Annotated in this window: 19 protein-coding genes and 1 riboswitch; of the genes, 9 read left to right on the plus strand and 10 right to left on the minus strand. The window is 75.0% G+C overall.

The genetic code is table 11. The features are described 5' to 3' along the window. The 3 genes from I3F54_RS30730 to I3F54_RS30740 all read right to left on the minus strand — a co-directional run. The coding region (locus I3F54_RS30730; RefSeq protein WP_240122208.1) for a reverse transcriptase-like protein at window positions 1-766 on the minus strand (766 nt) is incomplete at its 3' end. 20 nt (window positions 767-786) lie between these two features. Continuing rightward, window positions 787-1,530, minus strand: a complete 744-nt coding sequence (locus tag I3F54_RS30735) for a zinc ribbon domain-containing protein (protein ID WP_240122225.1) — start codon at window positions 1,528-1,530, stop codon at window positions 787-789. After that, window positions 1,527-2,393, minus strand: a complete 867-nt coding sequence (locus I3F54_RS30740; protein WP_240122209.1) for a Nif3-like dinuclear metal center hexameric protein — start codon at window positions 2,391-2,393, stop codon at window positions 1,527-1,529. The genes I3F54_RS30735 and I3F54_RS30740 overlap by 4 nt, the downstream gene beginning before the upstream one ends. Before the next feature lie 200 nt (window positions 2,394-2,593). On the opposite strand from I3F54_RS30740, the gene I3F54_RS30745 reads away from it, so the two are divergent. After that, window positions 2,594-3,775, plus strand: a complete 1,182-nt coding sequence (locus I3F54_RS30745) for a hypothetical protein (protein ID WP_240122210.1) — start codon at window positions 2,594-2,596, stop codon at window positions 3,773-3,775. A gap of 462 nt (window positions 3,776-4,237) precedes the next feature. Here the strand turns inward: I3F54_RS30745 and I3F54_RS30750 are convergent, their stop codons facing one another. From I3F54_RS30750 to I3F54_RS30765, 4 genes are all read right to left on the minus strand, one after another. Next, a complete protein-coding gene (locus I3F54_RS30750) occupies window positions 4,238-5,095 on the minus strand; it encodes a MaoC/PaaZ C-terminal domain-containing protein (RefSeq protein WP_240122211.1) in 858 nt (285 codons plus the stop codon). 378 nt (window positions 5,096-5,473) lie between these two features. Continuing rightward, window positions 5,474-6,295, minus strand: coding sequence for a hypothetical protein (locus I3F54_RS30755; protein ID WP_240122212.1), 822 nt, complete (start codon window positions 6,293-6,295; stop codon window positions 5,474-5,476). After that, window positions 6,295-6,834, minus strand: coding sequence for a SigE family RNA polymerase sigma factor (locus I3F54_RS30760; RefSeq protein WP_240122213.1), 540 nt, complete (start codon window positions 6,832-6,834; stop codon window positions 6,295-6,297). Before I3F54_RS30760 ends, I3F54_RS30755 begins: the two co-directional genes overlap by 1 nt. A gap of 54 nt (window positions 6,835-6,888) precedes the next feature. Further along, on the minus strand, window positions 6,889-8,361 hold the full coding sequence (locus I3F54_RS30765; RefSeq protein WP_374205991.1) for an MFS transporter: 1,473 nt from the start codon (window positions 8,359-8,361) through the stop codon (window positions 6,889-6,891). Between the two features lie 476 nt (window positions 8,362-8,837). Here I3F54_RS30765 and I3F54_RS30775 point away from each other — a divergent pair, with 476 nt between their 5' ends. The 3 genes from I3F54_RS30775 to I3F54_RS30785 all read left to right on the plus strand — a co-directional run bounded on the left by I3F54_RS30775 (window position 8,838) and on the right by I3F54_RS30785 (window position 11,639). Continuing rightward, entirely contained in the window at window positions 8,838-9,488 is a 651-nt protein-coding gene (locus I3F54_RS30775; protein WP_240122215.1) for a class I SAM-dependent methyltransferase, read from the plus strand. A 152-nt stretch (window positions 9,489-9,640) separates the two neighbouring features. Further along, window positions 9,641-10,645, plus strand: a complete 1,005-nt coding sequence (locus tag I3F54_RS30780) for an N-acetylmuramoyl-L-alanine amidase (RefSeq protein WP_240122216.1) — start codon at window positions 9,641-9,643, stop codon at window positions 10,643-10,645. 154 nt (window positions 10,646-10,799) lie between these two features. Continuing rightward, window positions 10,800-11,639, plus strand: a complete 840-nt coding sequence (locus tag I3F54_RS30785; protein WP_240122217.1) for a hypothetical protein — start codon at window positions 10,800-10,802, stop codon at window positions 11,637-11,639. 150 nt (window positions 11,640-11,789) lie between these two features. On the opposite strand, the gene I3F54_RS30790 is transcribed toward I3F54_RS30785, so the two are convergent. Genes I3F54_RS30790 through I3F54_RS30800 form a run of 3 tightly spaced genes read right to left on the minus strand, consistent with a single transcriptional unit; the run spans window position 11,790 to window position 14,982 of the window. Then, the gene (locus tag I3F54_RS30790; RefSeq protein ID WP_240122218.1) at window positions 11,790-12,860 is read right to left on the minus strand and encodes a prenyltransferase; all 1,071 of its coding nucleotides are present in this window, start codon (window positions 12,858-12,860) and stop codon (window positions 11,790-11,792) included. After that, window positions 12,857-13,591 carry a class I SAM-dependent methyltransferase gene (locus tag I3F54_RS30795; RefSeq protein WP_240122219.1) on the minus strand — a complete coding sequence of 245 codons (735 nt, stop codon included), beginning with the start codon at window positions 13,589-13,591 and terminating at the stop codon, window positions 12,857-12,859. Before I3F54_RS30795 ends, I3F54_RS30790 begins: the two co-directional genes overlap by 4 nt. Continuing rightward, on the minus strand, window positions 13,585-14,982 hold the full coding sequence (locus tag I3F54_RS30800; protein WP_240122220.1) for a glycosyltransferase family 4 protein: 1,398 nt from the start codon (window positions 14,980-14,982) through the stop codon (window positions 13,585-13,587). The genes I3F54_RS30795 and I3F54_RS30800 overlap by 7 nt, the downstream gene beginning before the upstream one ends. Window positions 14,983-15,204: 222 nt before the next feature. Here I3F54_RS30800 and I3F54_RS30805 point away from each other — a divergent pair, with 222 nt between their 5' ends. The 5 genes from I3F54_RS30805 to I3F54_RS30825 form a co-directional block, all read left to right on the plus strand. Then, entirely contained in the window at window positions 15,205-15,843 is a 639-nt protein-coding gene (locus I3F54_RS30805; protein WP_240122221.1) for a TetR family transcriptional regulator, read from the plus strand. A 398-nt stretch (window positions 15,844-16,241) separates the two neighbouring features. After that, window positions 16,242-16,377: riboswitch (cobalamin riboswitch) on the plus strand. A 119-nt stretch (window positions 16,378-16,496) separates the two neighbouring features. Continuing rightward, on the plus strand, window positions 16,497-17,741 hold the full coding sequence (locus I3F54_RS30810) for a prenyltransferase/squalene oxidase repeat-containing protein (RefSeq protein ID WP_240122222.1): 1,245 nt from the start codon (window positions 16,497-16,499) through the stop codon (window positions 17,739-17,741). After that, on the plus strand, window positions 17,738-18,403 hold the full coding sequence (locus tag I3F54_RS30815; protein ID WP_374205992.1) for an SCO2322 family protein: 666 nt from the start codon (window positions 17,738-17,740) through the stop codon (window positions 18,401-18,403). Before I3F54_RS30810 ends, I3F54_RS30815 begins: the two co-directional genes overlap by 4 nt. Further along, window positions 18,396-19,478 (plus strand): energy-coupling factor transporter transmembrane component T, encoded by a 1,083-nt coding sequence (locus tag I3F54_RS30820; protein ID WP_240122223.1) that lies wholly within the window; start codon window positions 18,396-18,398, stop codon window positions 19,476-19,478. Before I3F54_RS30815 ends, I3F54_RS30820 begins: the two co-directional genes overlap by 8 nt. Further along, on the plus strand, window positions 19,475-20,409 hold a 935-nt coding region (locus I3F54_RS30825), incomplete at its 3' end, for an ABC transporter ATP-binding protein (RefSeq protein ID WP_240122224.1). The genes I3F54_RS30820 and I3F54_RS30825, both read left to right, overlap by 4 nt.

Raw genomic sequence — 20,409 nt, forward strand, 5'->3', positions numbered from 1 at the left:
GGCCCGCCGCGCTCCCGGCCGACGTGCCGGCGGCGGTCGCGTCCGTGACGGCCGCGCCCTTGGCGGACGTGTCCGTGACAGCTGCATCGGTGGCCGCCGCGTCCGGCGCCGCCTCGCTGGGAGCGGTAGCCGCCCGGACCGCCACGTCCTCGTGCCGCCCCGTGCTCGCAGCGACGGATCGCGCGGCGCGCAGGTCGGCCTGCGCCGCGCTGCCGGGGCCGTCCGGCTGTGGGGCGCGGCCCGCCCGCCCCTGCGCCAGGGCAGCCCGCGCGCGCGAAGCGCCGGCCGCCGCGTCGCCGGGCGGGCCGGCCGGCGTGGCCAGGTCCGCGCTGGATGCGGAGGGTTCCCACCGCTCCCCGCGCCGGCCCGCGTCCATCGCCTCGTTGGCCAGGCGGTCGGCGTGCTTGTTCCGCTCCCGCGGGATCCACTCGTAGTCGACCCGGCCGGGCGGGAAGACCCGCGCCGCCTCCGCCGCGAGCGGCTTCATGTCGGGGTGCTTGATCCTCCAGCGGCCCGACATCTGCTCGACGACGAGCTTGGAGTCCATCCGGACGTGCACCGAGGCCGCAGGATCCAGGCTGTACGCGGCGCGCAGCCCGGCGACCAGCCCGCGGTACTCGGCGACGTTGTTCGTGGCGACCCCGATGTACTCGGCGTGCTCGACCAGGGTCTCGCCCGTCGCCGCGTCCCGGACCACGGAGCCGTGGCCCGCGGGCCCCGGGTTGCCCCGCGAGCCGCCGTCGGCCTCGACGATGAACTCCCGCACCGTGTGAACCCCGCAGACCCCTACAGACCGGACTCGGCCGTACGCACCAGGATGCGGCGGCAGTTCTCGCAGCGCACCACCGTGTCGGGGGCGGCACCGCGGATCTCGTTCAGCTCGGTGATCGCCAGCTCCTGCCGGCAGCCCTGGCAGGTGCGCGCGTACAGCTTGGCCGCGCCGATGCCGCCCTGCTGCTCGCGCAGCTTGTCGTAGAGCTTCATCAGGTCCGCGGGGACGGAGCCGGCGACGACCTCGCGCTCCTTCGTGACCGAGGCGGCTTCGCCGTCGATCTCCTCGAAGGCGGCGTCGCGGCGCCCGGTGGCGTCGTCGATCTTCCCCTGCACGGAGGCGACGCGCTCGGTCAGCTCGGCCACCCGCGCCTGCGCGGACTCGCGGCGCTCCATGACCTCCAGGACGACGTCCTCCAGGTCGGCCTGCCGCTTGGCGAGGGAGGCGATCTCGTGCTGGAGGTTGGACAGGTCCTTGGGCGAGGCGACCGCGCCGGAGTCCAGGCGCTGCTGGTCGCGGGCGGCCCGCTGGCGCACCTGGTCCACGTCCTGCTCGGCCTTGGTCTGCTCGCGGGCGGTGTCGCTCTCCTCGGTCTGCGCGGCCACGAGCAGGTCGCGCAGCTGGGCGAGGTCCCGGGTCAGCGAGTCGATCTCGGCGTGCTCGGGCAGCGACTTCCGCTTGTGCGCGAGCTGCTGAAGGCGGACGTCGAGGGCCTGGACGTCGAGGAGTCGGATCTGGTCGGCGGGCGCGGCGTTCAGTTGGGGGCTCCAGGTGAAGGGGAGTGACTGGTCCAGGGGTCGGTGACCGTCCTCGAGACGTGGACGCGCAGGTCCCAGCCGTGGCGGTCGGAGATCTCGTCGAGCTGGGCTGCGGCCAGCTCGCACCAGGGCCACTCGGTGGCCCAGTGCGCCGCGTCGAGCAGCGCGGGAGGGCGGCGGGCGGCGGGGGTCGTCAACGCGGCGGCAGCCATGAACTCTGACGCGGGGTGATGGCGCAGGTCCGCGGTGAGGAAGGCGTCGACGCCGGCCGCGCGGACGTGGTCGAAGAGGCTGTCGCCGGAGCCGCCGCTGACCGCGACGGTGCTGACGACCGCGTCCGGGTCGCCGGCGACGCGCAGGCCCTGCGCGGTGGCGGGCAGCCGCTCGGCGGCGCGCGCGGCGAACTCGCTCAGCGGCAGCGGGGGGTCCAGCGCGCAGACGCGGCCGAGGCCGCGGCGGCCCTCGGGGTCGGTCGGGTCCGGCACGAGCGGCCCGGTGACCCGGAGGTCGAGGGCACCGGCGAGGGCGTCGGAGACGCCCGGGTCGGCGGTGTCGGCGTTGGTGTGGGCGACGTGCAGCGCGATGTCGTGCTTGATCAGGGTGTGCACGACCCGGCCCTTGAAGGTGGACGCCGACACGGTCGTCGTACCGCGCAGGTAGAGCGGGTGGTGGGTGACCAGCAGATCGGCGTCGAGCTTCACCGCCTCGTCGACGATCTCCTGCACGGGGTCGACGGCGAACAGGACGCGCGTGACCTCCTGGTCCGGCTCGCCCACGACGGTGCCGACCGCGTCCCAGGACTCGGCCCGCTCGGCGGGCCACAGGTTCTCCAGCGCGGCGATGACTTCAGACAGACGGGGCACGGGTGCAAGGCTACCTGTCTGATCTGCCCCGCTGTACAGCCGTCGCCACCGCGGCGGTCGTCCCCGCCCGCGGTCAGCACATGCGCGGTGACCCCCACAGGAGAATCGCTTCTGCACCACCCTTATGTGTGAAGGGCCCGCCCAGCGACGCCCTGTCCGCGCGCGCGAAAACTAGCTTCGTCGCCGGAGGTGACCGAACGATGACGGCCTGTGCGATCGAACCGGCCGCGGCGGACGAGGACAGATGCCCTCCCGCCGCCGGGTGCGTGATCACGGTGGACGGCGGCTACGCGGCCCGCCTCGCCGGAGAAGGCGACGCCCTGTTCCCGGAGCGCTGGACCCTCGACGGCCCCGCGCCCTACGCGGTGCCGCTGCCGGCCCACCAGCCCGAGGAGCGCGGCACCGAGGTGCATCCGCTGGCCGACGGCCGGGTGCTGATCCGCCGGTCGGCCGCCGGCCGGCACTCCTTCTCCCTTCTCTACCCGACCGGTCCCGGCACCGGCGAGCTGCTGCTCGGTGCCGTGGACTACCCCGCGGGAGACCGGCTGCGGCTGCTGCCCCCGGCGCCGGGCGGCGAGCGGGCGTACGCGCTGGCGGCGGGTCACGACTCCAGCACGGTGTGGCTGGTCGCGGGGGGCGCGTTCGGGCCGGAACGGGTGGCGGAGATCCCGGGGCGCTGCTCGGGCGGGGTGTGGCTGGACCGCGCCGGGCGGATGCTGGCCCTGGACCGGGAGTCGGAGGGCCGCACCAAGGCGGTCGTGGTGGACCTGGAACGCGGCGGCGCGGTGTCCCCGCTGCTGCAGATCGCCGATGCCAGCGACGACCGGGTGCTGCTCGCCGACCCCGACAGCGGGTTGCTGCTGGTCGCCTCTGACGCGCCCTCACCGGGCGAAGTGCGACTGGGCTGGGGCGTGGTCGGCAGCACGCTGCCGGTGCGGTTCCCGGAGTGCCTGCGGCTGCCCGGCCACGCGGTGACGCCGTTCGCGATCCAGCCCGCACAGGTGCTGACGCCGGAGGGCTGTGCGGTGGCGCTCCGGCTGGACGGGCCCTTCGGCAGCCGGGTGGGCGTGTGGCGTCCGGCCGAACGTCAGATGCACCAACTCCCTGCGCCCGAAGGGTGGTTGGCGGGGGCGGGCCGCTGGACGCCGCAGGGGGTGCTGCTGTTGCCGTACGCCACGCCGGAGGAGCCGTGCGGGGTGGCACGGTGGGAGGTGCCGGCCGCGGTGGCCGCGCCCGCCGAGCCGGGGGCGTCCCCGGAAACGGCCCCAACAGCTGTTTCGGCGGCAGGTCCGGCGGCGGGTCCGGTCGGGCCGGCCGAACCCGTGGCGCCCCGCCCGGTACCCCTTCAGGAGGCGCCGCTGGGGCGGCTTGTAACGAAGTAATGCCGGTTGGCGTGTGCGGCTGGATTCGGGCCGCGGTGTGCCGGTTAGACTCGCCCGGCTGTAAGAAAGATCATGTTGACGGGGTGAGTTCATCCGATGAGCAGCGCCAGCACGACCCAGCCGCAGGACACCGAGGTCCTGGAGACGGCCGAAGGGCACGGCAGGCACCGGGGTCCGGTCTCCACGCAGGAAACGGAGGCGGCTCCGCGCGGTCGGCACCGCAAGCCGGCGGAACAGCATGCCAGCTCAGTAGCGGCCTGACGGTATGTCACCACTGCGGCCCCGCCCCTGACGGGCGGGGCCGCAGTGCTGTCCGGAGGCGCGGGCGAACGTCCGTCCACGAGCCCCGGCCGCCAGGCGGCGCCTGCGCCCCTGGCGGCCGGGCCCGGGGTGCCGGCGCCGCGACGCGTTCTCGTCTCGCGGGGCTCCCGGGACGCGCCCCTGCACCGGACGTCCGGGGGCTCAGGTGTGTTCGACGGTCGTGCCGTCGAGGACGGGCGCCTCGCCGCGCTCCACTGCGACCACGGTCACCCGCACCCGGCCGTCGCCCTGCCACATGCGGACACGCAGGGTCTCACCCGGATACACGATCCCGGCGAACCGGGTGCGGTAGGACCGCACCCGGTTGACGTCGCCTCCGAGCAGCGAGTCGACGACCGCCTTGAGCGCGATGCCGTAGGTGCACAGCCCGTGGAGGACCGGCCGGTCGAATCCGGCCCGTGCGGCGAACCCGGGGTCGGCGTGCAGTGGGTTGAGGTCGCCGGAGAGCCGGTAGAGCAGCGCCTGGTCCTGGGCGACGGCCCGCTCCACGATCCGGTCGGGCGCGCCCTCGGGGGCCTCCGGGCGGGAGGAGGGCCCGCGGTCGCCGCCCCAGCCGCCCTCGCCCCGTACATGGATCTGCGCGTCGTCGGTCCACAGCGGGCCGTCGGCGTCGGCGACGTCGGTGCGCAGGGTGAGGACGGCCGCACTGCCCTTGTCGTGGACGGCGGTGATGCGGGAGACGGCCGTCGCGGTGCCGGGGACCGGGACGGGCCGGTGCAGGGTGAGCGACTGCCCCGCGTGCAGGACGCGCGCGAGGTCGACGTCGATGCCGGGCACGGACAGCGCGCGGATCACGCCGGGTGAACCGGCGCCAGCGACGGTGGCGAAGCTCGGCAACACGTGCAGGCGGGTCTCCAGGGCGTAGCGCAGTTCTCCGGGGTCGGTGGCGGGGCGGCCGGCGCCGATGCCGAGGTGGTAGAGCTGAACGTCCTTGGCGGTCCAGGAGATCCCGGTGGAGCGGGGAGCGGCGGTGAGCGCCTTGGCTGCGTCGACGGGCACGGGGGTCCTCACGGGATCCGGGGCCCTTGCCTCGGGGTGTCCGGCCTGCGCCGTCGGACGCGGCGGGGGCCGGTACGGGGTGGAGCCGGGACGCGTTCCGGTCCGGCGCCCCTGTATAGCCGAACACAGGGCGCCCGGGGAAGTCCGGACGGGATGTCAGTTCCCGTGTCGTGGCCGTGGGCAGGAAGGGTCCCGGGGGGCGTGCCTGCCGCAGGTCGGCACCGCGCGGGCGGCGTTCACGACGGCGGCGGACCGGACGGGGCCGGGTCTCGGGGTCGCGATGGGTGCCCGCCCGGGAGCAGGGGCGCGCGAAGGGGCGGCCCGCGGTCCCGGCACCGCCCGGCGGGCACAGCCGGCCGGCGATCGGGCTCCCTCCGGCTACTGCGTCACCCGGGCCGACTCGAAGGCCGTGCCGTGTGGGGCCAGGCACACGAACCAGGCGTAGGGGGAGCCCTCGACGGTGCGGATCACCTGTTCGCCGGTGTTGACGTCGCTGCCGGTGGCCCTGGGGACCCCGGTCATGGTCCCGTCCTTCCAGGTACAGGTCACCTGCCGTGCGGTGGTGGCCACATGTCCGATCACCAGTCGCTGGGGCCCCTGGGCGGCCGGGTCCAGAGGGACCGCCACCACTTCGATGTCGGTGCCCGTCATGCGGTCCGCCCCGGTCGTGGTGGCCTCGGTCGTGAGCGTGCCGGCGGCTTCGGCCTCCCCGATGCCGTGACGGACGAAGTACGCGCTTCTGCCGACCAGGTCGGAGGGCTCGTCGGCATCGGCGGGGTACTCCCCGTGCGCCGCCATCGCGGTCAGCAGGGCGCGGGCCTCGGTGACGTCCCGCGGCGCGGGCCACACATCGATGTCGACCTGCCAGGTCCTGCCCTGGTCGACGCCGGTGGCGAGCAGATGGCGGGCGCCCGGCTCGACCACGCCCGGTGTCCGGCTCGCCGGTGCCTGCGCCGCCGGCGCCACCCGGTGCCCGCCCCCGCCCGGCAGCGCGGTCACCGCCAGGGCGCCGCTGGACGCCGCCACGACCAGGGCCGTGGCCGCCGCGACCGCCCACCGGCGGGCCCTGCGCCGGCGACCGCCGCGGATCACCGCCTGCGTGGGGGCGGCGCCGATCTCGGCGCCGCCCACCGCTTCGGCCAGCAGGAAGGCGATGTCCCTGCCCGTCACGTCGTGGTCGAACTCCCGACCCGCACCCATCACTTCCGCCCTCCGCACATCACGGTGTCCGACAGTTCTGGTATGGCGCGGAGCTTCGCGATCCCCTTCGCCGCGTTGCTCTTCACCGCACCCACGGAGCAGCCCATCGCCTCGGCCGCCTGGGTCTCGGTCAGGTCTTCCCAGTAGCGCAGCACCACCGCCTGCCGCTGTCGCGGGGGCAGTTGCGCGAGCGCCTTCAGCAACACGCCCCGGTCCTCGGCCTGGGAGATGCGGTCACCGCTGTCGGGCACCTCGCGCACGATGCCCGAGTCGTCCCGGGGCGCGAGGAACTCCCTCAGGCGTCTGCGGTGTCTGCGCGCATGCGCGTTGATCATCACGCGCCGTACGTAGGCCTCCGGGTCGTCGGCCGCCGCGACCTTGCGCCAGGCGACGTAGACCCGCTCCAGCGTCGACTGGACGAGGTCCTCGGCGGCGTGCTGCTCCCCCGCGAGGAGAAACGCCGTACGCATCAGCCGCGGCCAGCGGCCCACCACGAAGGCCCGGAACTCCTCGTCCCCGGCCCGCTTGCGATCCCCCATGGACACCTCCTGGATGTACAACAGAGGAGTCCATGGACCGCCCGGACCGTTGCCTCACCCCGTGACTTTCTCCTCCGCCCCGGCGGGGACCACGGTCCCTCCGGTGCCCGCCGGGCGCGGCAGCCACAGCAGCATCAGCAGCGCGCCGCCCACCAGCACGGCCGCGGAGACGCGGAACGCCAGCGAGTAGCCCTCGGTCAGCGCCTCGGGCGTACCCCTGCCCGCCGTACGCGTCGCCGCGATCGTCGACATGACCGCGAGGCCCAGGGAGCCGCCCATCGTGCGGGAGGTGTTGACGAGGCCGGAGACCAGGCCCGCCTCCCGGGGGGCCGCTCCGGAGGTGGCGAGGGCGGCGAGCGGGGTGGCCGCCAGGCCCGCGCCGAGCATCATCAGGATGCCGGGCAGCATGATCTGGGTGACGTAAGCGCCGTCCGTGCTCATCGTCGACTGCCAGCCGAACCCGGCCGCCGCGATCAGCGACCCCGCCACGGCCACCGCCCGCGGCCCGGCCAGCGGCATGAAGCGGGGCGCCAGCTTGGAGCCGAGGACGACGGCCAGGGAGCTGGGCACAAGGGCGACGCCGGCCTCCAGCGGCGTGTAGCCCAGGACGTTCTGGGCGTAGAGGGTCATGAAGAACCACATGCAGAACATCGCCCCGCCGCTGAGGAACATCGCGGTGTTGGCCGACGCCACCGACCGCAGCCGCAACAGGCGCAGCGGCATCAGCGGGGCGGCCGTGCGCGCCTCCACGGCGAGGAACAGGGCGATCAGGGCGAGTCCGGCCGCCAGCGGGAGCAGCGTGGCGGGGGCGGCCCAGCCCTCGGCCCCCGTCTGCGCGATGCCGTAGGCGAGGGTGGCGAGGCCGGCCGTGGCCAGCACCGCGCCCGGCAGGTCCAGGCGCCGGCCGCCGCCCGCGCGGCTCTCCGGGAGCCGGGCCAGGGCGAGGAGCAGGACGACGGCACCGACCGGCACGTTGATCAGCAGGACCCAGCGCCAGGACAGCCCGTCCACCAGCAGCCCGCCCACGAGCCCGCCCGCGGCGCCGCCGCCTCCGCCGACCGCCGTCCAGGTCGCGATGGCCCGCGCGCGGGCGGGGCCCTCGGGTACGGCGGCCGTGAGGATCGTCAGCGTCGAGGGCGCCAGTACCGCCGCGCCGAGTCCCTGCACGGCCCGGGCGAGCAGCAGTTGCCAGTCCTCCTGCGCCAGGCCGCCGCCGAGCGAGGCGAGGGTGAACAGGGCGAGCCCGGCCAGGAACATGCGCTTGCGGCCGTAGAGGTCGCCGGCCCGCCCGCCCAGCAGCATGAACCCGGCGAAGGCGAGGGCGTAGGCGTTCACCACCCATTGCAGTCCGAAGGCGCTCAGTCCGAGGTCGGCCCGCATGGACGGCAGGGCCACGTTGACGACGGACACGTCCAGGACGACGAGGAACTGCCCGGCGCAGGCGAGGGCGACCACCAGCCAGGTGGGCGGGGCGGGTCGCGGCGAGGGGCGGGCGGGGGCGTCGGCGGCTTCGAGCATGAGCGTCATGGTCTCAACCGGCGAGCGCCCCTTGCATCGGAATAATTGCGGGACGGGGTCGGTCTTTCGCCGCACGTACGCGCCGGTCGCGGGTCGTAGGTCCTGCCGAGCCCGGGCCTCCGGGGCCGCCCGGGCTCGGCCCCGGAGCAGCTCGCGGTGCGGCGGGAGCGACATGCGGGGGCCGCACCGGGCGCAGGGGCGGAGGCGGACGCGCAGTCGACCGCGGTGCGGGGCGGTGCGGCGGCGTCTCCGGACGCGCCCCGGGCCGGCTGCCCGCGCTGATCGTCGGCGCGGTCCCCGGCGTCGGAGACGGGCGAGGCGGTGACAGCGTGAGGGACCACGACGGCGGCCGGGAGGCGGCCGGCGGGCGACGGGGACCCTGCCGCACCTGAGATCAAGAACACCCGTACCCCCTGTCGCCCGGCCGCCAGGGGGTACGACACGATGGGGCGCCGAGACGCCCGTGACACCGGAAAGGCCCGCCCATGACCGCGGCACCCGCGCCCGACATCCTGGCCGCGTTCGAGGCGGCGAAGGGCTTCATGCCCCTCGACGAGGGGCTCGCCCTCCACGGCGCGGCCCTGACCGCCGGACGGCTCGGGCTGCCGCTGCTGGAGGTCGGCACGTACTGCGGCCGTTCCACGGTCCTGCTGGCCGACGCGGCCCGCGCGAGCGGGGTCACGGCGGTGACCGTCGACCACCACCGCGGCAGCGAGGAGCAGCAGCCGGGCTGGGACTACCACGACCCGGAGACGGTCGACCCCGAGGTCGGCCTGATGGACACGCTGCCCGCCTTCCGCCGGACCCTGCACCGGGCGGGCCTGGAGGAGCACGTGGTGGCGGTCGTCGGCCGCTCGCCGCAGGCGGCCGGGATCTGGGGCACGCCGCTCGGGCTCGTCTTCGTCGACGGCGGCCACACCGACGAGCACGCCACTGCCGACTACGAGGGCTGGGCCCCGCATCTCGCCGAGGGCGGTCTGCTCGTCATCCACGACGTCTTCCCCGACCCCGCCGACGAGTTCACCGGCCAGGCGCCCTACCGGATCTACCTGCGGGCGCTGGAGTCCGGCGCGTTCACCGAGGTGTCCGCGACGGGGTCGCTGCGGGTGCTGCGGCGCACCGGGACGGGGATCTGAGAGCGCGGGCCACCGGGTCGGCGGCTGAGTCGCGGAGTCCGGCCTCGGGGGCGAGCGGGACTACGTCGTCCACCGTCGGTGTGCCGTTCGGGTGGAACGACCCGGGCCGCTCCACCCTGCCGCAGCGCTGACCTGCCGCTAGGGTGGCAGTCGTGTCCTACGTAGGTCCGGACTTCGATCCGCCGCAGCCCCGCCGCCCCCGACGCACCCCGGTGATCGTGGCCCTCGCCGCCCTCGTGCCGGGCGCCCTGCTGGGCTGGGCCGTGTACGAGGCCGTGGGCTCCCCCGGCGGCTCCGGCGGCACGGCCGGGCCCGGCGGCGCGGCCGGCGCGCGGGCCTCGACCGGCGCAGCCGCGGACGTGCCCGTCAGCGCGGCACCACCGGCCTCCGGGACGGACGACGGCAAGAAGCCGGCCGCCACCCCCTCCACCACCGCCTCCACCACCGCCTCCACCACCGCCACCACCCCCAGCGCCGCAACGGGCCCGCTCGCGGGCAAGGTCGTCGTCATCGACCCCGGCCACAACCCCGGCAACTTCCGGCATGCCGCCGACATCAACCGCAAGGTGGACATCGGTACCAACCTCAAGGAGTGCGACACCACCGGCACGTCCACCAACTCCGGTTACACCGAGGCCGTCTTCACCCTCGACGTCGCCCACCGGCTGCGCGACCTGCTGCAACAGCAGGGCGCCACGGTGAAGCTGACCCAGGACGGGGACCGGCCCTTCGGACCGTGCATCGACGAGCGGGCCCGCATCGGCAACGACGCGCACGCCGACGCCGTCGTCTCCGTCCACGCGGACGGATCCGCCGCCGGAAACCGCGGTTTCCACGTCATCCTGCCCGCGAGCGTGCACGCGGGCGCCGCCGACACCCGCCCCATCGTCGCCCCGTCCCGCGAGCTCGGCGAGCGCATCGCCGGCAACTTCGTGCGGGTCACCGGCAGCGCGCCGTCCAACTACGTCGGGGACGGCACCGGGCTCGTGACGCGGAAGGACCTGGGCGGTCTCAATCTGTCAACGGTTCCCAAGGTGTTCATCGAGTGCGGCAACATGCGCGACGGCAAGGACGCGGCGCTGCTCACCAACGGTGCCTGGCGGCAGGAGGCGGCGCTGGGCATCTCCGAGGGAATCGTGGGTTTCCTGCGCGGGTAGGGATCCACGCGCTGATCCCGGCGGACAGCCTCGTCGGACGGACGATAATGTCGTCCCACGACGAGAGGTCACCCCCGCGCTTCACACCGGGGCCTGCCGGCGACAGGGTGACAGCGACGCCTCTTCCGACGAGACGACCTACGAAGGACCTGAAGTGAATATCCGCTCCCTCACTCGAGGCGACGGCGTGGTGATCGGAGCAGCGGTATTGCTGTTCATCGCGTCGTTCTTCGATCTCTACTCGCACGACGGGATCCCCGACAGCTACGACCTGCCGAGCCTGTGGGGCAGCGGTCCGGTGGTGCTCGGTGTCGTCCTGGCCGGAATCATCGGCGCCGCCCTGATCGTCCTCGCGCGCTCCCGCCCGCAGCCGCTGAAGGTGGTGGGCCTCGACCTCGGTCAGTTCGGTGTCGCCTTCGCGGTGTTCGCCGCGTGGAGCGCGCTGGGCAACGTCTTCGACCCGGCCGGCGGGGCGGACAACGTCGGCAACGGCAGCAGCGGCCCGGACGCCGGCACGGGCCTGATCCTCGCGTTCATCGCCACGCTGATCCTCGCCGCCGCGGCCGTGGCCACGCCGCTCGTTCCCGCGCTCCAGTCCTCCCTGATCGCCGCCCCCCGGCCGGCGGCCCCGCAGCCCTACGGGGCCCAGCCGCCCGCCGGTTACGGCTACCCGGGCGCCCCGCAGGCGTCGTTCGGCGGCCAGCCCCAGCCCGGCGGCCCGCAGCAGCCGTACGCCGGGCAGCCGGGTCAGCCGCAGGCACAGCAGCCGCAGGCACAGGCGCAGCAGCCGGCCGGGGACTTCTCCCCGTTCTGGTTCGCGGTCCCGGTGGCTCGTCCGCTGTTCGCGGAGGACGGCTCACCCACGCCGGTCGCCGAACTGGCGCCCGGCACCTGGTACCTGGCGGTCGAGCAGCGCGGCCCGAGCCTGATCGCCCAGACCCAGGACGGCCGCCGCGGCGTCCTGCAGGACACCTCCGGCATCCAGCGCGGCTGAACGACGCTCCACGCCTCGCCGTACGGCCCCTCGCCCCCGCGGGCGGGGGGCCGTTGCCGTGAACACGGCGCGGCCCGCCCTGGTGTGCCGCGCGGCGGCAGTGCCGGCGCACCCGGTGGGCGCCGGCACTGCGGCCGGCGGCGGGCGTGCTCAGCCGCAGCAGTCGGTGTCCAGGCCCCGCGGCAGGTGCTCGCCCCCGAAGACCGCGCAGGTCGCCTCGTGACCGCCGAGGGCGGCGACCGCGAGGAGGAGGGAACCGGCGGTCCAGGTGGTCAGCTCGCGCGGCCAGACGGCGTCGTCGTCGAAGACGTAGCCCGTCCAGTACAGGCCGGAGGAGTCGTCGCGCAGGTGCTGGATCGACTGCAGCACCTCCAGCGCACGATCGGACTCGCCCATCGCCCACAGCGCCAGGGCGAGTTCGGCCGATTCGCCACCCGTCACCCACGGGTTGGGGACGACGCAGCGCACACCGAGGCCGGGCACGACGAAGCGGTCCCAGCCCTCCTCCATGCGGGAGGCCGCCTCCGTGGCGGTGAGGACGCCGCCGAGGACCGGGTAGTACCAGTCCATCGAGTAGCGGCCCTTGTCGAGGAACCGCTCCGGGTGCCGGCGGATCGCGTGCCGCAGCGAGCCCGCCGCCAGCTCCCAGTCCGGCTGCGGCTCTTCGCGCTGCGCGGCGATCGCGAGCGCGCAGCGCAGCGCGTGGTGGATCGAGGAACTGCCGGTGAGCAGCGCGTCCGTGGCCGGGGTGCCGTCGTCGTCGCGCCGCCAGCCGATCTGCCCGCCGGGCTGCTGGAGCCGCAGCACGAACTCGACGGCCGCGCAGACGGTGGGCCACATGCGGTCGAGGAAGCCGTCGTCGCCGGTGGCGAGGTGGTGGTGCCACACGCCCACGGCTATGTAGGCGACGAAATTGGTCTCCCGGCCGCGGTCCGTGACGTCGTCGTACGCCCCGTCCGCGTAGGCCGCGTACCAGGAGCCGTCGCCGTTCTGGTGCCGTGCCAGCCAGTCGTACGCCCGCTCGGCCGCGGCGTGTTCGCCCGCGGTGTCCAGGGCCATCGCGGCCTCGACGTGGTCCCAGGGGTCCAGGTGGTGGCCGCGGAACCAGGGGATCGCCCCGTCCTCGCGCTGCACGCGGAGGATGCCGGCGACGGTCGCGGCGGCCTGCTCGGCGGTCAGGACCCCGGGCAGGACCAGGTGTTCCGTCCGGGGAGTGGTCACTTGGCGGCCGCCCGGGGCAGGTGCGGCTTGGTCGCGTAGGCCACGAAGCTCTTGCCGATCAGCGGGTTGAGTGCCTGTTCGGCGACGCGGGTGGCCAGCGGCTTCTTCATGATGTCCCAGACCAGCAGCTTGTGGTAGGCGCGCACCGGCAGCGCCTTGTCGTTGTCGACGCCGAACGCGCACTTCAGCCACCAGTACGGCGAGTGCAGCGCGTGCGCGTGGTGACTGCCGTACGGCCTCAGGCCCGCCTCGCGCATCTTCGCGAGCAGTTCGTCCGCCTTGTAGATGCGGATGTGGCCGCCCTCGACCTCGTGGTAGGCGTCGGACAGCGCCCAGCAGACCTTCTCCGGTCCGTGGCGCGGGACGGTGACGGCGATCCGGCCGCCGGGCCTGAGCACCCGGACCATCTCGGCGAGGACGCCCTTGTCGTCGGGGATGTGCTCCATCACCTCGGAGATGATGACGACGTCGAAGGAAGCGTCGGGGAAGGGCAGGGCGAGGGCGTCGCCCTCCATGGCGGTCGCGGTGGCGCCCGCCGGTGCCTCCCCGGCCTCCTTCATCGCCGCGAACCACTTGGCGACCTCGCGGATCTCCTCACCGTTGCGGTCCAGTGCCACGACCTGTGCGCCGCGCCGGTAGCACTCGAAGGCGTGCCGGCCGGCTCCGCAGCCGAGGTCCAGGACGCGGTCGCCCGGGGCGAGCGGGAACCGGGTGAAGTCGACGGTCAGCACGTGGCCCTGCTTTCGGAGTAGACGCCGGTGTCACTTGGGGAGGAGTCGGGGGCGGCGGCTCCCGGGGCCGCGGGGCGTCCGGCGGCCCGGTCGATGGCCTCGCGGTAGCGGGCCACGGTTCCCTCGGCGGCCCGGGCCCAGGTGAAGTGCCGCAGCACCCGCTCGCGTCCGGCCGCGCCCAGGCGGGCCCGCAGCTCGGCGTCCGACAGCAGCCGGCCCAGGGCGGCGGCGAGCGCGCCCGGGTCGCCGGGCGGCACCGCCAGGCACGTCTCGCCGTCCCGGCCGGCCACCTCGGGGATCGCTCCGCCGGTGGTGGCCACCAGGGGTGTGCCGGTGGCCATGGCCTCCGCGGCCGGCAGCGAGAAGCCCTCGTAGAGCGACGGCACGCAGGCGACCTCGGCGGACCGCACCAGGTCGACGAGTTCGGGGTCGGAGATGCCCTTGACGAACTCCACGGCGTCTTCCAGGCCGTACCGCTCGATCGCCCGCGCCACCGGGCCCTGCGTGGGCCGCTTGCCGACGACGACGAGGTGGGCGGCGGGCTGCTCGGTGCGGACCTTCGCCAGCGCCTCGACGAGGAAGACCAGGCCCTTGAGGGGCACGTCCGCGCTGGACGTGGTCACGATCCGGCCGGGCTCGACCGGCACGGAGGGGTCGGGGGCGAACAGGTCGGTGTCGGCGCCGATGTGGACGACATGGATGCGGTCGGACCGTACGCCGAGGTGGTCCACGATCTCCTGGCGGGAGGTTCCGGAGACGGTGAGGACGGACGGCAGACGGCGGGCGACGCGCTTCTGCATGCGGGTGAAGGCGTACCAGCGGCGCACCGACCAGCGGCGCCCCCAGGTCCCGGCGGCATCGAGCTCCAGCAGCCGGTCGACGGTGATGGGGTGGTGGACGGTCGTCACCAGCGGCGCGCCGACGTCGCCGAGGAGCCCGTAGCCGAGGGTCTGGTTGTCGTGGACGACGTCGAACTCGCCGCGCCGGGCGCGCAGATGGCGGCGGGCCCGCAGCGAGAACGTCAGCGGCTCGGGGAAGCCGCCGGTCCACATGGCGGCGACCTCCAGGGCGTCGATCCAGTCGCGGTACTCCTCGCGCCCGGGCGTGCGGAAGGGGTCCGGCTGGCGGTAGAGGTCCAGGCTCGGCAGCTCGGTGAGACGCAGCCGGCCGGCGTGGTCCTCGCCCTCGTCGAGGACGGGGTACGGCTGGGAGCCGATCACCTCGACGCGGTGGCCGAGACGGGCCAGCTCGCGTGAGAGGTGGCGTACGTAGACGCCCTGACCGCCGCAGAACGGGTTCCCTTTGTATGTCAGGAGCGCGATGTCGAGCGGTCGCTCGCCGTCCGCGGCGCGGTCCGCGGGGGACCCCGTCCGACTGGCCTCAGCGGTCACTCCGGAGCCCCTCTCTCCCTGCCTTGTCCCGCGAGATTACGCCGGGACGCTAATCTAGAACAAGTTACAGACTTGATCGTCGAGGAGGCTCCGAATCTACCGGCAGGTAGCCGTCGTGTGACCAGTGGATCAGGTGATTCACGCCACGGCCGGAACCTGCCATGATCTTTCCGGTCACCCCTGCCCCGCCGCCTCCTCACCCACTGTCACGGAACGGGACCCATGCCTGCGGAAGCCAAGCGCGGCGCCACCGGGCGCACTGACACCCCGTCCCTCACCGAGCGGCAGGAGGCACGGCGCCGCCGCATTCTGCAGGCGAGCGCGCAACTGGCCGGCCGGGGCGGGTTCGACGCGGTGCAGATGCGGGAGGTCGCGGAGGCCTCGCAGGTGGCGCTCGGCACGCTCTACCGCTACTTCCCGTCCAAGGTCCATCTCCTGGTCGCCACGATGCAGGACCAGTTGGAGCGGCTGCACGGCACGCTGCGCCGGCGTCCGCCGACCGGCGACTCGGCCGCGGAGCGGGTCGCCGAGACCCTGATGCGGGCCTTCCGCGCACTCCAGCGGGAGCCGCACCTGGCCGACGCGATGGTCCGCGCCCTGACCTTCGCCGACCGCAGCGTCTCCCCCGAGGTCGACCAGGTCTCCCGGCAGACCACCGCGATCATCCTCGACGCGATGGGTCAGGAGCGCCCGACCCCCGAGCAGCTCTCCGTGGTCCGCGTCATCGAGCACACCTGGCTCTCCGCCCTGATCACGTGGCTGTCGGGGCGGGCGTCGATCGCGCAGGTGAAGACGGACATCGACACCGTCTGCCGGCTGATCGAGCTGCCCCCGGCCGACGGGGTCAGGGGGACGGGGTGAAACGTCCGGCAGTCCGCTGTGGCCCGTGGAGCGGGAGCCCCGTGAAGTCCCGGCCGCCTCCTTCCGGTCGGCCCGCAGGTGGGCGGCGGGCTGATTTCCCGTCGGCGAACCCCACACTGCCCGAACGGCCCGCCCCCGCCAGCCCTCTGACGTCCCGTACCACCCATCACCGCCCCGCCGCCCGGCGCCCCGTCCCTCCCACCGGCGAGACGCCCCGACCACACCCGTCGCGGCACGCCCCGGAGGCGCACGCCCGCCCGCGCCGCCCCGCCGGACGTCCGGACCTCCCGGGGGTGCGCCCGCCTGCGACGCGACCGCGGCGCGGCGGCGGCCGCACACCGGTGCGGGCCACCGGGCGGGAGGCCCGTGCCGCGCCGCCCGGGCTCCCCTCGGCCGCTCCTCCACGGGCCGGTACAGTGACCGCGTCGTCATCACACCTGTGCAGGGGAAAGCCGGTGCAATTCCGGCGCTGACCCGCAACCGTGAGCCGCGTCGCCGTGGCGAGCCGGATCTCCCTGTGCGTGCGTGACCGGCTCACGTGCGCGGCAGCCCGCCGCCGCACGGCACCGTCGAGGTCTGCGGAGCAGAGCCGCCCGGGTCGTCCGTCCCGTGCTGCCCTTCTCCGCGTCAACTGGGAGAGGCAGCCGCCGATCATGAACATCCGCCGCAGTGCCGCGGCCCTGGCCGGCATCGCCGTTCTCGGTGCCGCCGCCGCGCCCGCCGTCGCCGCGTCCCCGTCGCCGTCCCCTTCCGCGGCGCTGCCCTCCGGGCTGTACGGCAGCACCGATCCGACCTACGACGGCGTGTGGCGCCAGTCCCTGGCCCTCCTCGCGCAGCACACCGTGGGAGTGCGGCCCGCCGACGAGGCCGTGGACTGGCTGACCGGTCAGCAGTGCGCCGACGGCTCGTTCGCCGCCTTCCGCCCCGATGCCGCCGCGGCCTGTGACGCCAAGCTGATGGTCGACACCAACAGCACGGCCGCCGCCGTCCAGGCCCTCGCCGCGCTCGGCGGCCACGACGCGCAGACCGGGAAGGCCGTCGCCTGGCTGAAGTCCGTGCAGAACGACGACGGCGGCTGGGGCTACACACCCGGCGGTGCCAGCGACGCCAACTCCACCTCCGTCGTCGTCGGCGCGCTCGCCGCGGCCGGCGAGAAGCCCGCCGGCACCCTCAAGGACGGCAAGTCCCCCTACGACGCGCTGGTGAAGCTGGCCCTGCCGTGTTCCGACGGCGGCGCCTTCGCCTACCAGCCCGACAAGGACGGCAAGCTCGCCGCGAACGCCGACGCGACCGCCGCGGCGGTGCTCGGCATCCTGGGCAAGGGCCTGGTGGCCGAGGCCGGGCAGGCCGCGGCCCCCACCTGCTCCGGCTCCGGCGGCCCCACCCCGGTGCAGGCCGCCGCCAACGGCGCCGCCTACCTCGCGCAGGCCGTGCGGAAGGACGGTCACCTCACCTCCGCCCTCCCCGGCGCCGACGACCAGCCCGACTACGGCAACACCGCCGACGCGGTGGTCGCCCTCGCCGCGCAGGGCGGTGCCGCGCAGGCCCGGCAGCCGCTCCAGTGGCTGGAGAAGAACGCCGCGTCCTGGGCCGAGCAGAGCGGCCCGGCCGCCTACGCCCAGCTGATCCTCGCCGCCCACGCCGCCGGCACCGACCCGCGTGCCTTCGGCGGCCGGGACCTGGTGAGTGCCCTCAACTCGACGGGTCCGGCCCCGAAGGCGGCCGGGGCGACCGGCGACGCCAAGAATGCCGAGGACGGCAAGGACGGCAAGACCACCGAGGCCGCCGACGACAGCGGCTCCTCCTTCGGCGTCTGGTGGTTCGTCGGCGTCTGCCTGGTAGCCGGCATCGGCGTCGGCTTCCTGCTGAGCGGACGCGCCAAGAGGCGGCAGCCGTGATCCGGCGTGCCGCCGCGCTCGTGGCGACCGCGCTCCTGCTGCTGGGGAGCGCGGCCCAGGCGCAGGCCGCCGGTTACCGCTACTGGTCGTTCTGGGAGCGGGACGGCGGCCACTGGACGTACGCCACGCAGGGGCCGTCCACCACCCGCCCCGCCGACGGCGCCGTGCAGGGCTTCCGCTTCGCGGTCAGTGAGGACTCCTCCGACGCCGCGCAGCCCCGTGGCACGGCGGACTTCGCCGCGATCTGCGCGGCGACTCCGGCCCGGGAGGGCACCAAGCGGGTCGCGCTGGTCCTCGACTTCGGCACGGCCGCCGACGCACCGTCGGGGGAGGTTCCGCCCGCCGCGGACACGGCGTGCGCCCGTGTCGCGCCCGACGCCACGACCGCCGAGGCCCTGGCCGCCGTCGCGGGACCACTGCGCTACGACAGCAACGCCCTGCTGTGCGCCGTCACCGGGTATCCGCGGCGCGGCTGCGGGGAACAGGTCTCGGGCGGCGGCGCAGCCGCTTCGAAGGGCCCGGGGAAGACCGGGGAGGCGGCGCAGGCCGACGAGGACTCCTCGGACGGGGGCCCGTCGCTGGGGCTGATCGCCGGCGGGGCGGTCGTCGTCGTGCTCGCGGGCGCGGCGGTGTGGCAGGCGCAGCGGCGCCGGAATGCGTGACGCCGGGGTGCACCCGGGCGCCTGGTGGCTGTGGGCGCTCGGGCTCGGTACGGCCGCCACGCGGACGACCAACCCGCTGCTGCTCGGCCTCCTCCTCGCGGTCTCGGCGTACGTCGTGACGACGTGCCGGCCCGACGCACCCTGGTCCCGCTCCTACTCCGCCTTCCTGAAGCTGGCCCTCGCCGTCCTCGTCGTCCGTCTGGTGTTCGCCGTGGTCCTCGGCTCGCCCGTGCCGGGCACGCACGTGGTCGTCACCCTTCCCGAGGTGCCGCTGCCGCACTGGGCCCAGGGCATCCGGCTGGGCGGCAGGGTGACCGCCGAGGGCCTTCTCTTCGCGTTCTACGACGGCCTGAAACTCGCCGCTCTGCTGGTGTGCGTGGGTGCCGCGAACGCCCTCGCGAGCCCGACCCGGCTGTTGAAGTCCCTGCCCGGTGCCCTCTACGAGATGGGCGTGGCGGTCGTCGTCGCCCTCACCTTCGCCCCGAACCTCGTCGCCGACGCGCAGCGGCTGCGCGCCGCCCGCCGACTGCGGGGCCGCCCGGACCGGGGGGTGCGGGGACTGCTCCAGGTGGGGCTGCCGGTCCTGGAGGGCGCGCTGGAGCGTTCCGTCGCGCTGGCCGCGGCGATGGACGCGCGCGGGTACGGCCGTACCGCGGACGTGCCCGCCGGGGTGCGCCGTACGACGGCCGCGCTCACACTCGGCGGGCTGCTCGGCGTGTGCGCGGGCACGTACGGGCTGCTCACCGCGGAAGGCGGGGTGTACGGTCTGCCGGTGCTGCTGGCCGGGCTCACCGCCGCGCTGGCGGGCCTGTGGCTCGGCGGGCGGCGCACACCACGCACCCGCTACCGCCCGGACCGCTGGAACGCGCGTGCCCGGCTGGTCGCCGCCTCGGGCGCCGGTGTCGCCGCGCTGCTGGCCCTCGCCGCGTCCACCGATCCGGCGGCCCTGCATCCCGGCGTGGTGCCGCTCACCGCGCCCGTCCTGCCGCTGTGGCCCGCGGCGGCGGTCCTCGTCGGCCTGCTGCCCGCGTTCGTCGCGCCCCGCCCGCCGGACGCCCCCGAGGAGCCGTCGTGATCCGTTTCGAGAACGTGTCGGTGACGTACGAAGGTGCCGCCGAACCCACCGTTCGCGGTGTGGACCTGGAGGTCCCGGAGGGCGAACTCGTGCTGCTCGTGGGCCCGTCCGGCGTCGGCAAGTCGACGGTGCTCGGCGCGGTCGGCGGCCTGGTCCCGCACTTCACCGGCGGCACCCTGGCCGGCCGGGTCACCGTCGCCGGGCGCGACACCCGCACCCACGAACCGCGTGAACTCGCCGACGTCGTGGGCACGGTGGGCCAGGACCCGCTGTCCCACTTCGTCACCGACACCGTCGAGGACGAACTCGCCTACGGGATGGAGTCGCTGGGGCTGCCGCCGGAGGTGATGCGGCGCCGTGTGGAGGAGACGCTGGACCTGCTGGGTCTGGCAGGTCTGCGCGGGCGGCCCCTGGCCGGCCTCTCCGGCGGGCAGCAGCAGCGGGTCGCCATCGGCTCCGTGCTGACGCCGCACCCGCGGGTGCTCGTCCTCGACGAACCGACGTCCGCGCTCGACCCGGCGGCGGCCGAGGAGGTCCTCGCGGTGATCCAGCGGCTCGTCCACGACCTGGGCACGACGGTGCTGATGGCGGAGCACCGGCTGGAGCGGGTGGTGCAGTACGCCGACCGGGTCGCCCTGCTGCCCGGTGCGGGGGCGGCTCTGGTGGTCGGTACCCCGGCCGAGGTGATGGCCGTGTCCCCGGTGTACCCACCGGTCGTCGGACTCGGCCGACTGGCCGGCTGGTCCCCGCCGCCGCTGACGGTACGCGACGCCCGGCGCCGGGCGGGCCACCTGCGCGAGCGCCTGGACGGCCTGGACGGGGGCCGCTCCGGGCAGGCCGCCGCGGGGGCGGCCGTCCCCGCCCCCGCCCCGTCGGCGGACGCCCTCTCCACCGCGCCACCGGCCGGATCCCCCGGCCCGGCGCGGCCGGG

The organism is Streptomyces sp. MUM 2J (assembly GCF_022414535.1).
Taxonomy (GTDB): Bacteria; Actinomycetota; Actinomycetes; order Streptomycetales; family Streptomycetaceae; genus Streptomyces.

Excerpts from the sequence above, each read along its gene's own strand:
- I3F54_RS30755 (WP_240122212.1), bottom strand. The coding sequence starts at position 6,295 with ATGGGTGCGGGTCGGGAGTTCGACCACGACGTGACGGGCAGGGACATC.
- I3F54_RS30745 (WP_240122210.1), top strand. The coding sequence starts at position 2,594 with ATGACGGCCTGTGCGATCGAACCGGCCGCGGCGGACGAGGACAGATGC.
- I3F54_RS30765 (WP_374205991.1), bottom strand. The coding sequence starts at position 8,361 with ATGACGCTCATGCTCGAAGCCGCCGACGCCCCCGCCCGCCCCTCGCCG.
- I3F54_RS30810 (WP_240122222.1), top strand. The coding sequence starts at position 16,497 with ATGAACATCCGCCGCAGTGCCGCGGCCCTGGCCGGCATCGCCGTTCTC.
- I3F54_RS30820 (WP_240122223.1), top strand. The coding sequence starts at position 18,396 with ATGCGTGACGCCGGGGTGCACCCGGGCGCCTGGTGGCTGTGGGCGCTC.
- I3F54_RS30775 (WP_240122215.1), top strand. The coding sequence starts at position 8,838 with ATGACCGCGGCACCCGCGCCCGACATCCTGGCCGCGTTCGAGGCGGCG.
- I3F54_RS30805 (WP_240122221.1), top strand. The coding sequence starts at position 15,205 with ATGCCTGCGGAAGCCAAGCGCGGCGCCACCGGGCGCACTGACACCCCG.
- I3F54_RS30760 (WP_240122213.1), bottom strand. The coding sequence starts at position 6,834 with ATGGGGGATCGCAAGCGGGCCGGGGACGAGGAGTTCCGGGCCTTCGTG.